General features: G+C 70.0%; 15 protein-coding genes and 1 pseudogene. 10 read left to right on the forward strand and 6 right to left on the reverse strand.

From position 1 onward, the window contains the following. Window positions 1–422: pseudogene (locus tag ACFY04_RS36840) on the forward strand (carboxylate--amine ligase); the annotation flags it as partial. Between the two features lie 418 nt (window positions 423–840). Continuing rightward, window positions 841–1,677, forward strand: coding sequence for a class II glutamine amidotransferase (locus tag ACFY04_RS36845; RefSeq protein ID WP_389124000.1), 837 nt, complete (start codon window positions 841–843; stop codon window positions 1,675–1,677). 51 nt (window positions 1,678–1,728) lie between these two features. Here the strand turns inward: ACFY04_RS36845 and ACFY04_RS36850 are convergent, their stop codons facing one another. Continuing rightward, on the reverse strand, window positions 1,729–2,622 hold the full coding sequence (locus ACFY04_RS36850; protein WP_389124002.1) for a CinY protein: 894 nt from the start codon (window positions 2,620–2,622) through the stop codon (window positions 1,729–1,731). A gap of 638 nt (window positions 2,623–3,260) precedes the next feature. On the opposite strand from ACFY04_RS36850, the gene ACFY04_RS36855 reads away from it, so the two are divergent. Continuing rightward, window positions 3,261–3,740 (forward strand): ricin-type beta-trefoil lectin domain protein, encoded by a 480-nt coding sequence (locus tag ACFY04_RS36855; RefSeq protein ID WP_389124004.1) that lies wholly within the window; start codon window positions 3,261–3,263, stop codon window positions 3,738–3,740. 102 nt (window positions 3,741–3,842) lie between these two features. Here ACFY04_RS36855 and ACFY04_RS36860 read toward each other — a convergent pair whose 3' ends face one another. The 3 genes from ACFY04_RS36860 to ACFY04_RS36870 all read right to left on the reverse strand — a co-directional run bounded on the left by ACFY04_RS36860 (window position 3,843) and on the right by ACFY04_RS36870 (window position 8,599). Continuing rightward, window positions 3,843–6,164, reverse strand: coding sequence for a bifunctional polysaccharide deacetylase/glycosyltransferase family 2 protein (locus tag ACFY04_RS36860; RefSeq protein ID WP_389124006.1), 2,322 nt, complete (start codon window positions 6,162–6,164; stop codon window positions 3,843–3,845). Window positions 6,165–6,265: 101 nt separating this feature from the next. Beyond that, the gene (locus ACFY04_RS36865) at window positions 6,266–6,802 is read right to left on the reverse strand and encodes a hypothetical protein (RefSeq protein ID WP_389124008.1); all 537 of its coding nucleotides are present in this window, start codon (window positions 6,800–6,802) and stop codon (window positions 6,266–6,268) included. Between the two features lie 303 nt (window positions 6,803–7,105). Next, window positions 7,106–8,599: a long-chain fatty acid--CoA ligase gene (locus ACFY04_RS36870; protein ID WP_389124010.1), complete on the reverse strand. Its 1,494-nt coding sequence runs from the start codon at window positions 8,597–8,599 to the stop codon at window positions 7,106–7,108. A 439-nt stretch (window positions 8,600–9,038) separates the two neighbouring features. Here ACFY04_RS36870 and ACFY04_RS36875 point away from each other — a divergent pair, with 439 nt between their 5' ends. The 6 genes from ACFY04_RS36875 to ACFY04_RS36900 all read left to right on the forward strand — a co-directional run bounded on the left by ACFY04_RS36875 (window position 9,039) and on the right by ACFY04_RS36900 (window position 15,481). Next, window positions 9,039–10,061 (forward strand): AraC family transcriptional regulator ligand-binding domain-containing protein, encoded by a 1,023-nt coding sequence (locus ACFY04_RS36875; RefSeq protein ID WP_389124011.1) that lies wholly within the window; start codon window positions 9,039–9,041, stop codon window positions 10,059–10,061. Between the two features lie 333 nt (window positions 10,062–10,394). Beyond that, window positions 10,395–11,447, forward strand: a complete 1,053-nt coding sequence (locus ACFY04_RS36880; RefSeq protein WP_389124013.1) for a 3-keto-5-aminohexanoate cleavage protein — start codon at window positions 10,395–10,397, stop codon at window positions 11,445–11,447. 126 nt (window positions 11,448–11,573) lie between these two features. Beyond that, on the forward strand, window positions 11,574–12,548 hold the full coding sequence (locus tag ACFY04_RS36885) for a quinone oxidoreductase family protein (RefSeq protein WP_389124015.1): 975 nt from the start codon (window positions 11,574–11,576) through the stop codon (window positions 12,546–12,548). A gap of 48 nt (window positions 12,549–12,596) precedes the next feature. Then, window positions 12,597–13,511 (forward strand): TauD/TfdA dioxygenase family protein, encoded by a 915-nt coding sequence (locus ACFY04_RS36890; RefSeq protein WP_389124017.1) that lies wholly within the window; start codon window positions 12,597–12,599, stop codon window positions 13,509–13,511. Window positions 13,512–13,616: 105 nt separating this feature from the next. Beyond that, on the forward strand, window positions 13,617–14,900 hold the full coding sequence (locus ACFY04_RS36895; RefSeq protein WP_389124019.1) for an MFS transporter: 1,284 nt from the start codon (window positions 13,617–13,619) through the stop codon (window positions 14,898–14,900). Further along, the gene (locus tag ACFY04_RS36900) at window positions 14,897–15,481 is read left to right on the forward strand and encodes an RBBP9/YdeN family alpha/beta hydrolase (RefSeq protein ID WP_389124021.1); all 585 of its coding nucleotides are present in this window, start codon (window positions 14,897–14,899) and stop codon (window positions 15,479–15,481) included. The genes ACFY04_RS36895 and ACFY04_RS36900 overlap by 4 nt, the downstream gene beginning before the upstream one ends. Window positions 15,482–15,515: 34 nt before the next feature. On the opposite strand, the gene ACFY04_RS36905 is transcribed toward ACFY04_RS36900, so the two are convergent. After that, complete coding sequence (locus ACFY04_RS36905) at window positions 15,516–18,359, reverse strand: ATP-binding protein (protein WP_389124023.1); 2,844 nt, start codon at window positions 18,357–18,359, stop codon at window positions 15,516–15,518. 680 nt (window positions 18,360–19,039) lie between these two features. On the opposite strand from ACFY04_RS36905, the gene ACFY04_RS36910 reads away from it, so the two are divergent. Next, entirely contained in the window at window positions 19,040–20,902 is a 1,863-nt protein-coding gene (locus tag ACFY04_RS36910; RefSeq protein ID WP_389124025.1) for a ricin-type beta-trefoil lectin domain protein, read from the forward strand. Here the strand turns inward: ACFY04_RS36910 and ACFY04_RS36915 are convergent. Then, window positions 20,875–21,243, reverse strand: coding sequence for an IclR family transcriptional regulator C-terminal domain-containing protein (locus ACFY04_RS36915; RefSeq protein ID WP_389124027.1), 369 nt, complete (start codon window positions 21,241–21,243; stop codon window positions 20,875–20,877). The genes ACFY04_RS36910 and ACFY04_RS36915 overlap by 28 nt on opposite strands. Between the last annotated feature and the right edge of the window lie 137 nt (window positions 21,244–21,380).

Consider the following 21,380-nt stretch of genomic DNA (forward strand, 5'->3'; position numbering starts at 1 on the left):
ATCCGACGGTCGAGGTGCGCTGCTGTGACGTGCAGCTGGAGGCGGACGACGCGGTGATACTCGCCGGCGTCGTCCGCGGGCTCGCCGCCACCGCGGTCGCCGAGGAGAAGGCCGGCGTCGCTCTCGTGCCGTGCCGCCCGGAGCTCCTGCAGGCCGCGACGTGGCATGCGGCCAGACACGGACTGGGCAGCACGCTGGTGGACCCGACGGGCCGGCTACGGAGCAGCGGGGACGTGCTGGGCGCGCTCCTCCGGTACATCGGCCCCGCCCTCGAAGAGAACGGTGATCACCGCGAGGTGACCTCGCTCGTCGACCGGCTGCGCCGGCGGGGAACGGCGGCCGACCGCCAGCGCCGCGCCCTGGCCGAAGCCGGCCTGCCGGCGATCCGTGCCCTGATCACCGCGGGAGCCACTACCGCGTGAGCTTGCCGGGATTGAGGATCAAGGCGCGTTGGACCGGCGCGGGGCAGTGCGGGGCCGGACGGATCTGCTCGCGGCCGGAGGCCGTGCGGCCGAACGTACACAGCCCCGACGGTGGAGCGGACGGCCCGGCTGATTCCATCGCACCGGCTCGGAGCGACCGCCCCTCCGATCCGCTCCGCATGGCGATGCGCGGCGCAGGAGGCGAAAATAGGGTTGGCCGGAGTAAGAGCCGATCAGCGAACACGGCCTCGCCCACAGCACGGGGAAAAAGCGCCACTCCACTCTCAGCGCGCTCGAAGACAGGGCAGTGGAGTGCGTGGCGATATGACCGGCGAACTCATTGCAGACTCCGGCAGGCCGGGGGCGAGCGCGACGAGGTGTTTGGGCAGGTTCAGGTGAGGAAAACAGGTGATCGCACATGTGCCGATGGCTCGCATACTCGGGAACGCCCCAGCTGCTCGACACCATTCTCTACAAACCGGCCCACTCGCTGATCGATCAGAGCCTGCACTCGAAGCTGGGTGTCGAGACGACGAACGGTGACGGTTTCGGCGTCGGGTGGTACCCGGAGGGCAGCGACGGCACCCCCGCCCTCATGAAGGACGTCGGCCCTGCCTGGAACAACCGCAACCTGCGGGAGCTCGCGGACCACGTCACCTCCCCGTTGTTCTTCGCCCACATCCGGGCGTCGACGGGTACGGCGGTGCAGCAGACGAACTGTCACCCGTTCCGGCACGGCCGCTGGATGTGGATGCACAACGGCTCCGTCGCCGGCTTCCACGCCATGCGGCGGGACCTCACGCTGCTCGTCGACCCCGCGCTGTACTCCGAGATCGAGGGGACGACGGATTCGGAGACCATGTTCTACCTGGCGCTCACCTTCGGCCTGGAGGAGGACCCGCCGGGCGCCGTCGCCAAGATGGTGGGGCTGGTGGAACGCGTCGGACGCGAACACGGCGTGGAGTACCCGATGCAGATGACGGTCGCCGTCAGTGACGGGACGACCGTGTGGGCCTTCCGCTACTCCAGCCAGGGCTCCTCACGGTCACTCTTCTACAGCACCCGCGTGGACTCGCTGCGCAGGCTGCACCCCGAAATCACCTTCCTTCAGGAAGTGTCCGACGAAACCCGCCTGGTGGTGTCCGAACCCCTCGGCGATCTGCCCGGTGCCTGGAACGAGGTACCGGAGAGCAGCTACGGCATCGTACGGGCCGGGGCCGACGAGTTGTGTCCCTTCACCCCGGAACCGGTATGACGCGGCGGCGTATGGTCAGCCGCCCCCGTCACGGCCGGCAGACGGCCCCCGTCAGGGACAGGCGCCGGCCGGGTCGTCGTGGACAAGGGCGCAGACCATCTGGGCGCCGCGCCGGTGATCGGGGTACTTCGCGATCAGCTCGGCCTTGAAGTCGTTCCATTGGCGCGTGATCTCGGCGGTGGCCCCGGCCGTCGCGTGACGGAAGTTGTCGCCCGTCTTGGAGCGCGCCGATGCGGCGGTGTCCTTGTTCAGGGCGCGGTCGTGGGCGACCCGGCCGTCGCAGTCGGCGGGCTTGACACCGGTGGAATCGATGTCGGTGTAGCAGCCGGTGGCGAGGTCCGCGGGGATGCGCTCACGGGCGTCCTGGGTCCAATCGGCGTCCTTCATGGCGCTGTAGCGGCGGATGTCGAGGAAGGGCGCCACATCCGTACGCTCCAGGCCGGGCGGGTTGTCGAGGCCGACCGGGCCGGTCGCGGGCCGGTCGCTCCAGTTGGAGTGCGAGTAGAAGTCCTCCATCTGGTGCCACCCGCGACCGAGCTGTTCGAGGATGGCGCACTTGGCCCGCCCGGGCTTCCCGTCCCACGTGCAGTGCGAGGACAGGTCACTCTGGTCGGCACGCACCTTGCCGTCGGCGTCGACGAGGCCGTCGGCGGCCTCGACCGCGTTGCGGAAGCGGGTGACGGAGGTACGGATACACGCGAGGAGCTCGGTGGTGGCCTCGTCCCGGGTCCGCGGGTACTCGGGGGCGTAGCGGGGAGCAAGGTAGTCGGCGTTGTCGCAGTGCAGGGGGCCGACATCGAAGTACGGCGGTCGGTCGTTGGCGTTGATCGCCCCGACGTGGGCATCGGCCATCTCGGTCAGTGTGACGGGCTCCCAGGGCAGTGCGGCCCGGGTGATGTCCTCGTGGTTGGCACCGGTGAAGGCGTGGGCCTGGCCGATCGGCACGGTGGTCAGGAGTGCCGCAAGAAGGGCTGCGAGAGCCGTGCAGGACGCTCGGGGCAGGCCCGGCGGCATCCGGCGGGGCACACGGGGCTCCAGGCGTGCCGGGCTCGTGGACGGCGGGGCAGCATGACCCCTGATGCCTCGGTCCAGGCGTCGACGGATTCCAGAGCTCTGCTGGTCTGCACCCGAAAGGGAGCCGCTCGACGGGGAGCCCGGTCGGTGGCTGGGCGCGGAGGCCTTCAGAGGGTGACCCGGCCGCGAGAGGACAACCATGCCTCCATGCTGCGCGTCCGTCCCCGGCCCCGCATTCGTTGTCTCTTTCGTGACCCTTAAACGGGGCTTCTGACCTCCGGTTCCGGCACGACAGGGTTGGGGGTGGGCAAGTCTGCGTGCGGCCTTGACCTGCCCGTTCAGCGCTTCAGGGCGGGATATCCCCGCATGCTGCCGAGCCCGCTCCGCCACTCTCGGATATCCGTCGGATCATCGCACATGCAGACTCCTTGGAATGAATATGCCGCGCAGAAACCGTTGGCCCACCGACGGCTGGTGCTACCCATTGCCATGCGTTCGGGTCCGAGTTGGGAAATCACCTCGTGGTCGTGCGCGAATCCCACCCCTACCGCAAGAACGGATTCCGCCCCATGGCAATCGCACTCCGCAAGACGCTCGCCGTTGCGACGCTGGCCCTGAATGCCTCCCTCCTGCCGGCCGTCGGGGCACAGGCCTTGGACACCGCCGCCCCGTCCCTGCGCGCTCCCGGCCTCTACTGCCTCGCCAACGCCTGGGAAACCCCGAATGTCTCCACGAAGCCGTGCGATGCCGCCGACCGCGGCCAGCACTGGACCGTCTCGGGCCAGCAGATCTCTCTCAGCAACGCGCGGGGCTACTGTCTCGCCAACACGTGGAACGCTCAGGACGTCTCGGTGAAGCCGTGCAACCCCAAGGACCAGGGGCAGTACTGGACTGTCTCGGGCCAGCAGATCTCCCTCACCTACGCTCCGGCCTACTGCCTGGCCAACGCCTGGCAGACCCCGAACATCTCGACCAAGCCGTGCGATTCCGCCGACCGCGGCCAGCGCTTGGTGATCTTCAACGACCAGATCAGCCTCGCCGCAGCCTGACCCCTGCCCCACCGCCGCGCCCGGTCTCTGCCCGGACAGCCCCGGGTGCGGCGGCGACACGCTGGGCTCGGTCCTCCACGCGGAACACCTCGGAACCGGCGCCTACAGGTCGCGGGGCCCCTGCGAGGGCCAGATGTGGTCCTGCGAGCTGTGCGGGACCGGCGCAGGAGGGTGGGACGTCCAGGCGGGGTCCGCGTCGTGGCCGCCGTACGGCGCGGCCGCGGGTACGGTCCAGGGCTCGGGGGCCGACGGGGCCTCGGGCACGGGCAAGCGGTCCGGCAGCGGAGGCTCGGACGGGGTGACGGGCACCTGGAGGCTGCCGTAGCGATCCATTCGCTGCCAGCGCAGGCGGGACCCGGCGACAGCGGTGAAGACGGACTGGATCACGACCAGGTACATGAGCTGGCGGTAGACGAACTGCTGCAGGGGCAGGCTCCACAACGGTCCCGGCCGCTCCCCGTCCAGGCGGAACGCGTACAGCCCCATCAGGACCTGGAGGAGCAGGAACGCCGTCCACAGGCCGAGGATGCGCAGGGGGTCGAGGAAGATCAGGCCGTAGACCGCGAAGACGTCCACGACGGGCGCGAGCAGGGGAAGCAGGACCTGGAACATCAGCAGGTAGCCCAGACCGCGTCGGCCGAGCTTTCCGGCCTGCCCCCGCTGGGTGAGGGCGCCCCGGTGCTTCCACATCGCCTGGAGGGTGCCGTAGCACCACCGGTAGCGCTGCTTCCACAGGGCACCGAGCGATGCGGGGGCTTCCGTCCAGGCCTTGGCCCGCTCCTCGTAGACGACGCGCCAGCCGTCCCGGCACAGGGCCATGGTGAGATCCGTGTCCTCGGCGAGGGTGGTGTCGCTGACGCCGCCGACCCGCAGCAGCGCCTCGCGGCGGAACGCTCCGACGGCACCGGGGACGGTGGGCATGCACTCGGCGAGGTCGAACAGGCGGCGGTCGAGGTTGAAGCCGACGACGTACTCGATGTGCTGCCAGCGTCCGAGCAGCCCGCCCCGGTTGACCACCTTGGCGTTGCCGGAGACCGCCCCCACGCGGCGCTGGGCGAAGGGCTGGACGATCATGCGGACGGCGTCCGGTTCGAAGACGGTGTCGCCGTCGACCATGACGAGCAGATTGCAGTAGGCCGCGGCGATGCCCGTGTTGAGGGCGGCCGGCTTTCCGGCGTTCTGCTGCCGGATGACCCGTACGCCGGGCAGCCGGAGGCCCTCGACGATGTCGGCCGTGCCGTCCGTGGAGCCGTCATCCACGACGATGACCTCGACCTGGTGGTCGGAGGCCACCAGGGAACGGACGGCGGCCTCGATGCCGGCGCTCTCGTTGTAGGCGGGGACGATGACGCTCACGGGTTCGGTGACCGGAGCACCCCAGGGCCTGCGGCGCATCCGCACGTGCCGCCTGGCGGCGACGAAGACGGCGACCGCACGCAGCAGGCTGATCGCGCCCGCCGCCCACAGCAGCCACGAGAGGGCTTCGATGATCCAGTCGCTGGTGCGGATCGCCGTGATGAGGGCGAGGCCGTGCCACCGGTCCATGGTCCCGGCCGGCTGCACGGCTTCGGGGAGGGCGACCGCGTCGCCCACGGTGACGAACGTCCAGCCGGACGCCTTCAGCCGCGGCACGAGCTGTTCGAGCGCGGCGACCGTCTGCGTACGGTCCCCGCCCGCGTCGTGCAGCAGCACGATCTGCCCGGCGGCGTCCTTCGGGGTGGCGCCGGCGATGATCTGCTCTGTGCCCGGGCGTCGCCAGTCCTGGCTGTCCAGGGTCGTCAGGACGGTCAGGTACCCCTCCTGCCCGGCCTGGACGACGGCGTTCCAGTCGGCGTCGCCGAGCGCCTTGTTGGTGGAGGAGTAAGGCGGGCGCAGCAGCGGCGTGGTGACGCCGGTGGCGCCGGCGATGACGAGCTGAGTCTCGCGCAGTTCCAGGGAACGCCGCCAGGCGGACGCGGTGCCGAGATCGGTGTGGGTGAAGCTGTGCAGGCCGATCTGGTGGCCCTCGTCGACGATCCGGCGGGCGAGTCCGGGGTTCTCGGCGACCCGGGTGCCGACGGTGAAGAAGGTGGCGGGCACGTCGTTGCGGCGCAGCACGTCGAGGATCTTCGGCGTCCAGACGGGGTCGGGGCCGTCGTCGAAGGTCAGCGCGAGGGTGCGGGCCGCCGGGGCGGCGGTGCGGCCGGCCGCCCCCTCGATCACCGGCCCGCCGGAGCTGACGCCCGCCGGGACGGAGGTGGCCCGACCCCGCTCACGGGGAGCCCCGTCGGGAGTGGAGTCGAACAGGTGCTGGGTGTAGCCCTGGAGGAGCAGCGCCGCCGAGAGCGTGAGCACGAGTGTGGTCAGCAGCAGCCAGTGGGTGCGCAGGGGGACGTTGCGTACGGAGCTGTGCCTGCCGTGGGGGCGGCGGCGGTTCTTCGACAAGGGACGGGGCTTCCTGCCTGCTGCGGTGCGGTGCGGTGCGGTTGGGTGCGGTGTCGGGCCATGCGATGTCGGCGGTGTGGACCGCGCCCGGCGTGCCGGGCTCAGGGGTGGCCGGTGGGCTTGCCACCGCCGCGGCCCGGCGGCTCGGTGCCACGGCCGCGCCCCTCGCCGGGAGGCGCCGAAGCGGGGTCTGCCGGTCCGGTGGCGGCCTTCGTCGCGCCCGGTCCGGTGCCGGCTGTCGTCGGGCTGGTCCCGGTCGCGGCGGCCGGGGAGGGCATACCGCCACGCGAGGCCGCCGGGCTGGGGCGCGGGCCGCCGCTCGCCGCACCGCGGGGGGACGGGCCCGCAGTGCGGCCCCCGGCCGTCCCCTCGGGCGCGGGAGTGTGCGGAGCCTGGGCGGAGGGGAGGAACGGCGACTGGAGGGTGGGGCCGCCCAGCAGGGTGCTGATGAGCAGGACGACGTAGGCGGCGGCCGGTGCCACCAGCAGGTAACCCCAGCGGCGCACACGGCGCTGTCTGCGCCCCGACGTGTCCACGAACACCGGGGCCGGCGGCTCCGGCGCCGTACCGGGTGCACCCGCATCACCGAGGAAGAGCTCCATCGTGTCGTGATCCGGGTTGCCGATGGGTGGGTGCATGCGCGGTGGCCTCTGGGGATCGGGGGACGGGGCGTCGGTGCCAGGGTCGTGGGCGGCCGGGATGGCGACCCATGCCCTTCAGCGTTGGATCCGCCGTCGGTGTCACTCCCGGTGCCGAACCGGTCCCATTCCGTACGATCCCGACCGGGATGCCCGGTCTCCGACGACAGCAATCGAACGAGAACCCTGACGCCCCGCAGGGCTCGGCCGCCCCGTTCGGGCAGGGCTCCTCGTCGTCCAGGGGAGGCGGGAGAGGAAGGCCGACCTCGGGAGCCGGACCGAGGCCGAGCCCGTCCGGAGGTCTCACCGACCGGTGACCACGATCTCGCGCTTGAGGATCTTGCCGGTGGGGCCCTTGGGGAGCTCGGCCGTGAAGGCGACGATCCGGGGGTACTTGTACGCCGCCACCCGGTCCCTGGCGTACTCCCGGATCTCCTCGGCCGTGGCCTCGGCACCGGGCCGGAGCACGATCACCGCTGCGATCTCCTCCCCGTGGAACGAGTGCGGCACGCCGACGACGGCGGCTTCGGCGACGGACGGGTGCTCGTACAGCACCTCCTCGACTTCACGCGGGTACACGTTGTAGCCACCGCGGATGATCAGATCCTTCTTGCGGTCGACGATGAAGTAGAAGCCGTCCTCGTCGACACGCGCCAGATCACCGCTGTGGAACCACCCGTCGCGGACCGCCTCCGCCGTGGCCTCGGGGCGGTTCCAGTAGCCCGTCATGAGGTTCTCGCCGCGGATCGCGATCTCGCCGACCTCTCCCGAGGGCACCGCGCCGCCGCCCTCGGCGACCAGCTTCATCTCGACTCCGCGGACGGGCTGTCCGATCGAGCCCGCCTTGCGCGGGCGGTCCGGGTGGTTGAAGGCGGCGACCGGTGAGGTCTCGGAGAGTCCGTATCCTTCGAGGACGGTGACACCGAAGCGCCGCTCGAAGCCGTGCAGCACCTCGACCGGAAGCGAGGCGCCGCCCGAGACGGCCAGGCGGAGCCCGTGGGCGCTGAAGCCTTCGGGGAGCTCGGCATGGAGCAGCGCCGCGTACATCGTCGGCACGCCGAGGAACACGGTGACCCCGTCGCGGGCCATGATCTCCAGGGCGCGCTGCGGCTCGAACCGCGGCAACAGGGTCAGTGTGGCGCCGGCGGCAACGGCCGTGTTCAGCGCGCAGGTCTGGCCGAAGGCGTGGAAGAGGGGCAGGCCACCGAAGAGCACATCGTCAGGTCCGACCTGAAGCAGCGTCTCGGCCGCGGTGGCGGTGTTGGTGGCCAGGTTCCGGTGGGACAGTTCGGCCCCCTTCGGCGTCCCGGTCGTGCCCGAGGTGTAGAGGATGAGGGCCGGGTCTTCGTCGGTACGGTCGACGACGCCGGGCACCGGTTCGTGGGCCCGCAGCATGTCGTCGAAGTCCCCGGGCTCGGTCACCAGGCATTCGGTTCCGGTCTCGGCAGCGGCCTTCGCGAACTCGTCCGCGAACAGAGGGAACACCAGCGCGATCCGTGCCCCGCAGTCGCGCAGGGTGAAGGCCACCTCACGGGCTTTGAGGAGCGGATTCATCGGGACGACCACGCCGCCGGCCCGCAGGATGCCGTAGTAGACGACCGGGAACAACGGCACGTTGGGCATCGTCAGCGCGATGCGGTCGCCGGGCTGGACGCCGCGGTCGCGCAGGAGGGCTGCGACCCTGGCGCTCGCGTCGTCCAACCGGGCGTAGGTGAGCGTGCTGTCGTCGTGGCGGACGGCGATGCGATCGCCCTGTGCCGCGGCGGAGTCGACGAGGAACGTGGCAAGGTTGGTCATGTCGGCAATCTCCTTGGGTTCGTCTCGGCCTGCGACGAGGCAGCCCGAGGGCGGATCACGTCATGAGGGGTGACCCCGTCGCGAGCGCGGGCGATACCGGTGCCGTGCGACCGGGCCGACCGGGCCGACCGGAGCCGCAGCGATGGCGCCTGAGCTCGGGCTGATCGTGGTCCACGAAGTCAGCTCGCGCGTCCGTGATCGTGCGGGTGTTCCGCCCCGGTGCAGCGACGGGCCCGGGCAGGGTGCGCGCAGCGGCTCGACTGCGCACGTCACACCGTTCATGTCCGCCTCCGTGCCCTCGCGCGTTCGCCGGCCCAGGGCGGTCGCCACGAGCGGACCGGGCCGGCGAACGGCGCCATGCTAGGTTGCCCACTCACCGCCGTGCTTGTCCTGGCGTGACATGAGACTTTTCTTTTCGGGACAGTCTTGGAGCGTGCACATGAGGCCCCTGGTCCGCACCGCAGCCCTCAGCGGCTACGTCGAGCTGTGCCGATCGCTCGGTATCGACCCTCAGCCGCTGATGAAGCGCGTGGGCCTGGACACCGCCGCCCTCGCGGTCCAGGACCGGTGGATCTCCGGCTCCGCCGCGGTCCAGGTGCTGGAACTGTCGGCAGCCGCCACGGGTCACGAGGACTTCGGATTGCTCATGGCGGAGTTCCGGCGCTTCTCCAACCTCGGCCCCATCAGTCTGGTCGTCCGTGAGGAACCCGATGTGCGGAGCGCCCTGGGGCTGTTGATCCGCCACCAGCACATGTACAACGAGGTCCTGGACACCCGGCTGTCCGAGGGGGACGGGCTGGCCACGTTGAAGGTCGACCTGCGTCTCGGCGAAGCGATGGACACCCGGCAGGCCACGGAGCTGGCCATCGCCGCCTACCACCGAATCCTGCGCGACTTCCTGCACACCCGGTGGCAGCCGCTCTCCGTTTGGTTCCGGCACCCTGCGCCGGCGGACGTCTCGACGCACCGGCGCGCCTTCGGCCCCATCGTGGAGTTCGACCGCGAGTTCGACGGCATCGTCTTCTACGCGGGCGATCTCGACGCGCCCAACGCGATGGCGGATCCAGTGCTGCGCGAGTACGCCCACCAGTACTTCGAGGCGATCGCCGTGCCCAGGGACACCACCGCCGCGGACCGGGTGCGCGAGCTGATCGAGGTCCTGCTGCCGACGGGGCGCTGCTCGATCGAGCAGGTCGCCCGTAGCCTGGGCGTCGACCGGCGGACCGTTCACCGGCACCTGGCCTCCTCGGGCGAGACGTTCTCCTCGCTCCTGGGCGCCACCCGTCGGCACCTCGCGGAGCAGTTCGTCGCGAACCCACGGCGCTCGCTCACGGAGATCTCCGACCTGCTGGGCTTCTCGTCGCTGAGCGGTTTCTCGCGCTGGTTCCACGAGCAGTTCGGGTGCAGCCCCAGGGCATGGCGCAGCGCCAGGAACCGGCACCGACTCCCCGGCCAGGACTGACACCGCGGGCCGGACGGGCTCGGCCGAGCCGTGCCGGCCCACTCGGCACGGCTCACGCGATGTCCCCAAATGACAAATTTTCTGTCCCTGAGAGTCAAGCGATCACCGTTGCCCGCCCCTACCTTGGCACCACCGCAGAGACGCGGTCGGCCGCCGGACGGGAGCGGGTTCCCCTATGCACGCTTCCTCCGGACCGGTCGATCGTACGAGGGCCGCCATGCGCCCGCTGTCCCCGGTGACCCGCATCCATCCTCGCCGGACATCACAACCCCTCGCATCGCACGCGGCGATGCTTCCGGCGAGTGATCACCGATCGCACGAAGGAGACGGACCGTGCATTTCCACGACGACTCACTCTTCCCGGAGAACCAGGAGAAGCTGGTGATCCAGGCCGCTCCCTACGGGCCGGAGTGGCTGCCCGGCGACGCCGACGACCTCCCCCTGACGATGGACGAACACGTACAGGCGGCCGTGGACTGCTACAACGCCGGGGCCACCGTGCTGCACATCCACGTACGAGAGCTCGACGGCAAGGGCTCCAAGCGGATGTCCATGTTCAACGAGCTGCTGGGCCGGCTGCGCCAGGCCGTGCCGGACATGGTCCTGCAGATCGGCGGCTCGATCTCGTTCGCTCCGGAGGACGAGGGCAGCGAGGCCAAGTGGCTGAGCTACGACACCCGCCACCTGCTGGCCGACCTCGACCCCGCGCCGGACCAGGTGACGATCGCGATCAACACCAGCCAGATGAACATCGTCGAGATCATGACCGACGACGACCTGGCAGGCACCTCGATCGCGAAGCCCGAGTACTACAAGGCCTACCGCGACATGGTCGTCGAGGCGGGCCCCGATTTCTATCTGGAGCACCTGGAGCGCCTGCGCGAGAATGGCATCCAGCCGCACTTCCAGCTCGCCACGCTCGCTCAGCTCGAAACCGTGGAACGGCTCATCCGAGCCGGCGTCCACACCGGCCCGCTGATCCTCAACTACGTGGCCATCGGCGGCGGTTTCGCGGGCCGGCACCCGGCAGACCTGATCGAGTTCGTCCGTCGCACCCCGGACGGGGCCGTCCTCACCATCGAGAGTTCCATGCGCGCGGTGGCGCCGATGAACGCGATCGGCATCGCGCTCGGTGTGCACGTGCGCGTGGGCAACGAGGACAACCTGTGGCGGCGCAAGGGCGAGCGCATGACCACCGTCGAGCAGATCGAGCAGATGGTGCAGATCTCCGAGGCGCTCGGCCGCGACATCGCGACGGGCGCCGAGGCCAAGAAGATCTACAAGCTCGGCGAGTACTACTCCGGGGCCGACGAGACGCTGGCCCGTCTCGGCATGGTGCCGAACCGCCGTCCCGGTCAGCGCGGGCCCATGCTGCGCGTCGTCTGATCGCGGCACGGGACCACCACGCCGCCGTGCCGCCGTGCGGCTGCGGACCCACGGGGCTGCCGTGGCCCCCGGCACCGGCGGCCCCTTCCTCTCTTCCCCACCTCCCACGAACAACGGAGCACGCCCATGGCTCACGCCATTCGCTTCAAGGAGACCGGCGGTCCCGACGTCCTGCGCCGGGAAGAGGTCGTCGTCGGCGACCCCGGCCCGGGCGAGGTACGGATCCGGCACGAAGCCGTCGGACTCAACTTCGCCGACACCTACTTCCGCAGCGGCCTGTATCCCGCACCGCTGCCCGCCGGACTGGGCGTCGAGGCCGCGGGGGTGGTCCAGGCGGTGGGCGAAGGCGTCACCCACGTCGCCGAGGGCGACCGGGTCACGTACACCGGAAGCCCGCTCGGTGCCTACAGCACGGAACGGGTCATGCCCGCCGGCTCCCTGATCCGGCTGCCGGACGGCATCGGCTTCGAGACGGCCGCCGCGATGACCATGCGCGGCCTCACTTCCGCCTACCTGTTGCGCAGGATCCACCCGCTGAAGGCCGGGGACACGATCCTGCTGACCGCGGCGGCGGGTGGTGTCGGCCTGATCGTCTGCCAGTGGGCCAAGCTGCTCGGGCTGACCGTCATCGGCACCGTCTCCACCGACGAGAAGGCCGAGCTCGCCCGCGCCCACGGCTGCGACCACGTCATCCACTACCAGCGCGAGAACGTGGCCGAGCGGGTACGCGAACTGACGGACGGCGTCGGCGTCCCGGTCGCCTTCGACAGCATCGGCAGGACCACCTACGCCGCCTCGCTGGCCTCGCTACGGCGCCGCGGTCTGCTGGTCTGCTTCGGTACGGCGTCCGGGCCGGTCCCGCCCATCGACGCCATGCAACTGGCGGTCAGCGGCTCCCTGTTCGTCACCCGGCCGGCTCTCGCCGACTACATCGCCGACCCGGCGGAGCGAGCGTCGCTGGCGGGAGAGCTCTTCGACCACGTCGCCTCCGGACGCATCGCCATCGAGATCAACCAGCGCTACGCGCTCGACGACGCCGTACGGGCACACCGCGAGCTGGAGTCGGGACGGACCACGGGATCGTCCGTCTTCGTCCTCTGAGCCTCTGCCGCAGCACGCGCGTCTCCACCCTCTCCAGGAGGAAGCACCATGGAAAAGACCGTCTCTTCGCTGGAAGGCGCACCCGCGTCGGTGCGCGCCCACTCCCGCGGCTCGATCAAGGTCGAGCCGCTGACCTGCACCATCGGCGCCGAACTCTCCGGAGTGAACCTCGGCGACGCCGTGCGCGACGACGACCTGTTCGCCGAGATCAAGGCCCTGCTCCTGCAGTACAAGGTGCTGTTCCTGCGGGAACAGGACATCACGCGAGCCGAACACGTCGCCTTCGCCGAGCGCTTCGGCGCGCTGGAGGACCACCCGGTGGCCGGCAGCGACCCCGACAACCCCGGCCTGGTACGGATCTACAAGGACCTGGACAGCGCGCCCGAGCACTACGAGAACGCGCTGCACACCGACGCCACCTGGCGCGAGAACCCGCCCATGGGCGCCGTGCTGCGCTGCATCGAGTCGCCCCCGGTGGGCGGTGACACGATCTGGGTCAACATGGCCGAGGCCCACCGCCGGCTGCCGGAGCACATCAGGACACAGATCCAGGGACTGCGGGCCCGGCACAGCATCGAGGCCACCTTCGGCGCCGCCATGCCGCAGGAGAAGCGTCACGCGCTGGCAGCGCGGTTCCCCGACGCGGAGCACCCGGTGGTGCGCACCCACCCCGAGACGGGCGAACAGATCCTCTTCGTCAACGCCTTCACGACGCACTTCGTCAACTACCACACCCCCGGGAACGTGCGCTTCGGGACGGACTACGCCCCCGGCGCGGGCCTCCTGCTGAATTACCTGATCAGCCAGGCCGCCGTCCCCGAGTACCAGGTGCGCTGGCGCTGGACGCCGAACAGCGTCGCCATCTGGGACAACCGCTCCACCCAGCACTACGCCGTGCAGGACTACTGGCCCGCCGTCCGCAAGATGGAGCGCGCCGGAATCGTCGGCGACAGACCGTTCTGACCCTTTCCCTTTCCGCCAAGAGCAGTTGAGGTGATGACAATGGGGTTTCTCACCACTGCGGAACCCGCCCCGGGCAGAACCGTTTCCGGTTCCTCGGAGTGGCCCGTGTCCCGGCGCTACGCCTGGGTGGTCTTTGCACTGAGTTTCGGACTCCTGCTCTCGGACTACATGTCCCGGCAGGTCCTCAACGCCGTCTTCCCGATGCTGAAGGCCGACTGGCTGCTCTCGGACGCCCAACTGGGCTCCCTCAGCGGCATCGTGGCGCTGGCGGTCGGTCTGCTCACCCTCCCGCTCTCGCTGCTGGCCGACCGATGGGGCAGGGTGAGATCCCTGGTCATCGCGGCCACGATGTGGAGCCTGGCAACCCTGGGCTGTGCGGTGGCGGCGAGCTACGACCAGATGTTCGCCGGCCGGCTCTTCGTCGGCGTCGGCGAGGCCGCGTACGGCAGTGTCGGTATCGCCGTGGTCCTCAGCGTCTTCCCGCGCGCCCTGCGGGCGACGCTCTCGGGGGCCTTCATCGCCGGCGGGGCCTTCGGCTCGGTCCTGGGCATATCCATCGGCGGCGCCGTGGCCCAGGCGTACGGCTGGCGCTGGGCGTTCGCCGTGATGGGCGTCCTCGGACTGGTGCTCGCCGGCATCTACGCGATCGTGGTCACCGAGAAGCGGCTGGCTCCCGGATCGGACCCAGCCCCGGGCAGGGCGGATGCGGAGAGGCGGGGCCAGCTCCGAGCACTCCTTCCGAAGCTGTTCTCCTCCGTCTCGGTGGTCAGCGCCTACATCGGCAGCGGTCTGCAGCTGTTCATCGCGGGCGCCCTGATCGCCTGGCTGCCCAGCTACTTCAACCGCTACTACGACATGCCGACGGCGAAGGCCGGTGCGACCGCCGGCCTCTTCGCCCTGGTGATCGGTATCGGCATGATCGCCGGCGGCATCGCCTCGGACCGGATCAGCCGTCGCGCCCCGATCCGCAAGTGGGCCGTCGCCATCAGCTGCAGCATGGGCTCCCTCGTCCTGCTGATGACCGCGTTCCGCCTGCCGGCCGGCCCGGTGCAACTGCTGGTACTCGCGACGGGATCCCTGCTGTGCGCCGGAACGGCCGGGCCGGGGGCCGCCATGGTGGCGAACCTGACCCCCGCGGCCATCGCCGCGACGGCGTTCGCCACGCTCACGCTGGCCCAGAGCCTGCTCGGACTCGCCCCCGGCCCCGCGGTCACGGGGATGCTCGCGGACCGGCTCGGTCTGCTCGGCGCGCTCCGGCTCGTCCCGCTCGTGGCGATCGCGGCCACCGCGGCGTTCCTGATCGGCCGCCATTCCTACGACCGTGACGTGCTCCGCCTGACCGGGGTCGCCCCGGAGGCGGAGCCGCAGAAGACGGAGGTGTCCTCATGAGCGCTACCACCGAGCCGGTGGTCGTGATCGTCCCCGGCCTGCGCGACCACGTCGAGGAGCACTGGCAGACCCTGCTGGCGGATCGGCTGACCGAGGCCGGGCGTACCGTCCGCACCGTTCCCCCGCTGACGCAGGACCGGCTGAGCCGCGAGGCAGGCGTCGCCGCACTGGACCAGGTGATGGTGCAGATCGCCGGGCCCGTCGTACTGGTCGCCCACAGCGCCGGTGTGATCACCACCGTCCACTGGTCCCGGCGGCACCCGACGCAGGTGCAGGTGCAGGGGGCGCTGCTGGTGACGCCGCCGGACTTCGAGCAGCCCTTGCCGGAGGGCTACCCCACCACCGACGTGCTCGACGAGCACGGCTGGATCCCGGTGCCCCGCTCGCCGCTGCCCTTCCCCACCATCGTCGCGGCCAGCTCGAACGACCCGCTGGGCACCGTCGGGCGAGTAGCCGAGCTGGCCCGGAACTGGGGCGGCCGCCTCGTGGAACTCGGCGATGTCGGCCACCTCAACCCCTCCTCCGGCCATGGCCCGTGGCCGAGGGCGGAGGAACTCCTCCGCGAGCTCGACCACAGCTGATCTCTGGAGGAGCGCTCTGCCGACTGATCGACGTTCAGGGCTGCTGGTGTTCGGGCGGGCTGTTGCGGCGGATCACCTCGGTGGCCAGCTCTACTCGCGAGGTCAGGCCGAGCTTGCGCAGGATGTTGGAGACGTGGGTGCTGACGGTGCGGCGCGAGATGCACATGCGGGCGGCTGTTTCGGGGTTGGAGCGTCCGGCAGCGACGTGACCGGCGATGATGCGCTCGGTGGAGGTGAGTGCTTCCCATCCCAGGCGGGCGGTGTTGCGGGGGCCGCGGGTGCCGCGGCTCACGGAGACCGCGCGAAGGCGGGCGGTGGCACGTGCCGCGTCCCAGACTGCGCCCAAGCCGACGTAGATCGCCAGGGCTCGTTCGAGGTGGGCGCGGCCGTCGGAGGGCCGGCCGCGTATCGCGTGCAGCTCGGCGGCGTCGGTGAGGGCGTGCGCCTGGTTCAGCGGCCGTGTGGCTTCACGGTAGTGACGGGCTGCTTCCAGCAGCAGCTCCGGATCCTGCGCGATGAGCCCTTCGCACCGGCAGGCGTCCCCCAGATGATAGGGAGCGCTACTGTGTGCGGCGCGCGAACGCGCCGCCTGCGCGTAACGCCGGGCTGCCGGCGAGTCGCCCTGGTCAAGCGCGAGTCGGACCAGATCGGGTGTCAGGAAGCTGAGGATCAGCTGACCGGGCAGATGCCCGATTCCGGCATCGAAGCTGTGCGCCAGGCGGCGGAAGGCGCGCTCTGGGTGTCCTTGCGCCTCGTCCAGCAGGGCCTGGGTGCACAAGAGGACGTACTCGTAGAACCAGGAGACCGTTCCGCTGTCTTGTGCCGCTGCAGCCTGGCGCATGTGGGTCTCGGCGTCGTCCCGGCGGCCTTGATGGACGGCTATCGCCCCCGCCAGCGCTCTCAACGCCCGGCTCATTGCAAAGTGGACGCCGGGGTCGAGGCCGGCGTCCACCTCTGCCTGCGCGTCCTCCCACCGGCCGGCATGGAACGCCATCAGCGCACAGGACAGGTGGTACCACGGCAGGAACACACCCCCGAGGTGCTCGGCGCTCGGGCGGACGCTCGCCAAGGTGCGCTCCGCGTCCGGGGTCAGGTCCAGTTCCATGTAGCAGTTGGCCAGCGCGAGCTGCAGCCCGAGCCACTGCGCCGGATGGATCGTCTCGGGTGTCAGACGCGATGCCTGACGGGCGAGCTCCAGTGCTTCAAGGCCCGGAGCCTCCAGAAAATGCTTGGCGGCCAGCACTTGCAGGGCATAGGCCAAGGCCGTTGCGTCGCCGAGCTCGGCAGCCGCTCGCCGCGCAGCGGCAGCCACGGCTCCCGCTTCCGGCAGGCGCCCCAGGGCGAAGAGGCATACCGAGGCAAATGCTTGGAACCGGACCGCATCGAGTGTGGCCGCACCCGCTGTTCCGCACGTAAGACGGGTTTCTGCCAGAGCGACGTCAGGACGGCCGCGCGCGAACGCGGCCTGCACGATGATCCAGCGAAACAGATCCTCCAGACCGGGATCGGCAGGTCTGGCCAGAGCGATGCGGGCGCTCTCCTCGGCCTCGGCCAGAAGACCTGATGACAGTTGTGCGACGACACGGTGCAGACGTAACTGCTCGTAGCGTGGGTCGGCGGGATCGGCGATCTCCAGCGCCGTGCCCAGCAGCCGCAGGGCCAGACCGGGCGCACGCGCGGTGAGCTGGGCTGCGGCCCCGGTGATCCAGGGGACCAGGAACTCCCCGTCCGGGGGAGCGGCTTCCAGCAGATGTCCGGCGACTCGCTCGGGTGCCGCCCCGGCACGGGTCAGAGCCTGCGCGGCCCGGATGTGCAGCAGCGAGCGGACCGAACCCGGCACGGCGTCGTGCAGAGCCTGGCGTACCAGGTCATGACGGAAGACGACACGTGGGCCGTCGGGAGTCAGGATTCCGGCCGCTTCGGCCTCGGCGACGCCGGCGAGCAGGACATGGGCCGGCACCTCCAGTACTGCTGCCAGGTCGTGGAGCGTGCAGCCGGCTCCCAGTACGGACGCCGCGCGCAACACCTGCAAGACCTCGTCACGCAGGTACGCCAGCCGGTGAGTGATCAGCGTGTCGATCGCCGGAACGGGGCAATCACCCGTGACCTCCGCGACGGCCCCGTGCAGCGTGATCGCCTCTTCCCGTTGAAGGGCGGCGATCAGCTCCCCCAGGTACAGCGGGTTGCCTGCCGTCCCCTCGCACAGCCGAAGCAACCGAGGGCCCGGTTCATGCCCGATCATGTTCGCCACCAACAAGGGCACGGCCGAGGAGGCCAGCGGACCGAGCTGCAGCACCGTGCGATTGCCGCCTCGCAGCCCGCGGGCGAGTACGTCGACCTCGACCACCCGGGGAACCGGGCGAAGCGCCCCGACGATCAGCAGCGGCAACTGTGCCACCGATTGCACGAGCCGCTGCAGTACCAGCGCACTGGCCCGATCGGCCCACTGGAGATCATCGAGGAAGAGCGCTACGGGCCCCTGCGCACAAATCTCCTCCACCAGAACGCACATGGCCTCCACGGTGGCGAAATCCGCGCCTCCCGGCGTGCCAGGCAGCCCGTACCGGGCCTGCCCCAGGAGGACTTCGGCGGCCCGCGCCCGCAGCGGATCCACAGGACCGTCATCGATCCCCAGGCAGGCCGATATCAACGCGAACGGGCGATGCGCCTCCGGCTCCCGAGCCGAGCCCCACAACGCCTGGAGGCCGGCGTCTTCGGCGCCTGCCGCCGCGCACCGAAGCAGCGCTGTCTTGCCCGCCCCGGCCTCGCCGGCGATGAACGCGGCCTGCCCCGAGCCGCGCGCGGCACGTACCGCCAGAGTGGTGAGGATCGCCGTTTCGGCATCGCGTCCGACGAGGCGAGGCCCCAAGAATTGCACGGCCGTCTCTCCCGTAGTGATGCCATCTGCCTGCTGAATCAGGCAGCCTTGCGCCGGACCCGGCCGGTGGTGCCGCGGTGTCGGTTCCAGATGAGTCAGCTGCCCGACGAGAGGTAACGGCCTCTGACTGACTGCCCTTCCCCGACAGCAGGTGGTGACGGTCGCATTCCCGCATTCGGCCAAGGCCGCACCTCTGCACGTCACACGCGCCGTGCTGCGACTCGTGGAGCTGACTCCACGACAGCAGACAATAGACGCAGTCCCGTTCCGATACGTACCGGGTGGCGCACATTTGAGCTTCATAAGAGGCTTCGGAGGCCGGACAGTCAATCCGGGGGCGCCTTTCTCCGGCGTCGGCCTGCCACACCCGATCGTCCTGGCCCGGACACCCGCCGACCCCAAGCATTCCTACGTCAGGTGACGGATGTATCGGCAGCTGCGCGTTCCTACTTTGGCGGTGCTACGACGGCTCCCTCCTCGCAGGACCGTCGGATCGAACGAATGGACCCTCACGCAGTGCGGCGAAGTCCTGGGGCCGCTTCTGATCCCCTGGAGGCGGAGGCGCACCGTGCAGGGTGCCACGACGAAGGAGGAAGTGGCAGATGCACAGCAGCGATGCCGTTCGGGCTCACGTGCCCAGAAGGCGGCGCCCCAGACCCCCGGTACCCATCGGGGTCCTCGTGTCGACGATTCTGGCACTGGTTGCCGCCCTACTGGGGGCGGGGGCCCAGCAGGCGCAGGCGGCCGGCGAGACGTCCCACCAGTGCCGCTACACCGGTGACGGCAAGAGCGCCGAGGACTGTGTCTTCATGCTCGCCAAGGACCAGCGGGCGATGGACGTGCCCTGGAGTTCGTCCGATTCCGGGGCGTGGCTACAGGCCTATGACCGCAACGACGGCTCCAACCAGGTGTTTTCGTTGCGACCGCAAGGTGACGGAAGTTTCCAGATCAAGACGAATTCCGGGTTGTGTCTGATGCCGGGATGGTGGGACTCCACGTGGCGGATCCGGCCTGTGGAGCAGCAGCGGTGCGACGGCTCCCAGAAGTATCAGTACTGGTATTTCCAGCCGGGTCAGCTCAAAGACTCGGGAACGAAGTTCATGATCCGCAACGTGGTCGACGACCAATGCATGGACGTGGCGAGCAGCTGGCTCGCCGGCCACTCCGACTACCTGAACATGTGGCCGTGTCACGGCAAGGAGAACCAGTTGTGGGGCTCCCGCTTCGGCGGCGGCAAGGACTTCACCACCGACTGGGCCGCCAAGTACGCGCTGACCAAATGCGATGCCGCCGTCCTTGCGCATTCGGCCTACCCGTACTGCAGCTACAGCCAGACGCAGGCGGCGGTGACCGGCAACGATGCAGGGGTGGCCCTGTGCCTGCAGGTGCAGCACACCGACGCAGCGATCCCGTCGACCACCGTCGACTACAAGGTGACCAACAGCACCTCCACCATCACGACGGATTCCATCGCCAACGGCACGAAGGAAACCATCACCGTCAAGCTGGGTTCCTCCAGTGATTTCTGGCACGCCGACTTCGCGGTCGAGGCATCCCAGCTGATCACCCATTCGGTCCAGACCGGTACGACCAACACGGAGGAGAAGACCTACCGCGCCGTGGTCCCCGCGGCGCCTGCACACTCCACGACCTGGGTGAAGGCCTTCCCGGTCAGCAAGACCTACACCGGCCGGTTCGTCTTCGCCAAGGGCAGTTGGGACGAGTGGACCTACTCCACCGACGCCGAGATCACCGTCGCCTACCCCGCCGGGTCGGGGGCGACCATGATGTACGACTCGGGTGTCGCCGCGGACAAGCTCGACGAGAACGGCAATTGGGTACGGCAGCCCGCCTGCATCAGTGACGGACCGACCAAGAGCATGACCACACCGGATCAGCCCGCACCGGAGCAGCCCGCACCGGCTCCCGTACGGCCGCAGAAGCCGGCCCCGGCCGGCAGCTTCCGCTCCGGCTTCGAGTCGAGCGACCCGGTCCCGGCCTGGACCCACGCGGTCGACACGGCCGGTGGAGGCCTCCACCACGTCGACGGCCCTCAGGCAGGTATCGGCAGTGACGGAACCTCCCACACCGGCACCGGCGCACTGGTGTACTCCGGATCCACCCGGACCGGCACAGACCATGCCGACGCCTACATGAAGATCTACGACCTGAGCAGCAGCCCGCTGGCCATCGGCACCGCGATGCCTGACAGAAAGACCCTCAGCTACTGGATCTACCCGCAGAGCCACGCCACCGCCGCCGCGGTCGCCGACGGGTCGCGAAACAGCGCATGCGCCGCCGTGGACCTGGTGTTCACCGACGGCAGCACCCTGCGTGACAGCTGGTCCTGGGACCAAAGGGGCCACCGGGCCGGCCCCGCCGAACAGTGCACGGCCCTCACCCTCGACACCTGGAACTACGTCACGGTCAGCCTCGACCAGAACGCGGGCAAGCAGATCAGCCGGATCCTGGTCGGCTACGACCAGAAGAACCCGGGCTCCGGCAGCTACCGCGGCTACATCGACGACATCGCGATCAGCTGAGACGACAGTCCGCAGAGCCGCACTCGCCGAGTGCGGCTCTGTGCGCGACCGGCGCCCTCCAGCTCCTCGCCGGCCATGGCGTAGCCGTCGTGCCGGACACGCACGAGGAGCGCGCGGAGCGAATGGGGTTCTGTGACGGTGCGGGAGGTGCGGGGGCGGAATCCGGTACGGGCCGGATACGCCGTGCGTTCGCCCGCGGGAAGCCCGGCGATACCCGACTGAGAGCACGCGCGGAGTGAGGAAGACGGCCATCGCCGCGCTGATCCTGTGTGCGCTGTTCCAGCCGAGGTTGCGTGGGCGGACCCGCTGTCACCTTCAAGATCTACTGCTACTTCACGCACGGCTCCATCGGCAAAGCCGCCAAGATCCTCGACGTGGGCCTCGCCGCGTGGGCTCGGCGGGGATTTCTCCCACCTGGCGTGTCGCCGGAGCAGGTGCGGTACCGGTGCGGCATGTTCTTCTGGCTGGCGAAATACGA

The organism is Streptomyces sp. NPDC001549 (assembly GCF_042894025.1).
Classification (GTDB): domain Bacteria; phylum Actinomycetota; class Actinomycetes; order Streptomycetales; family Streptomycetaceae; genus Streptomyces; species Streptomyces kutzneri.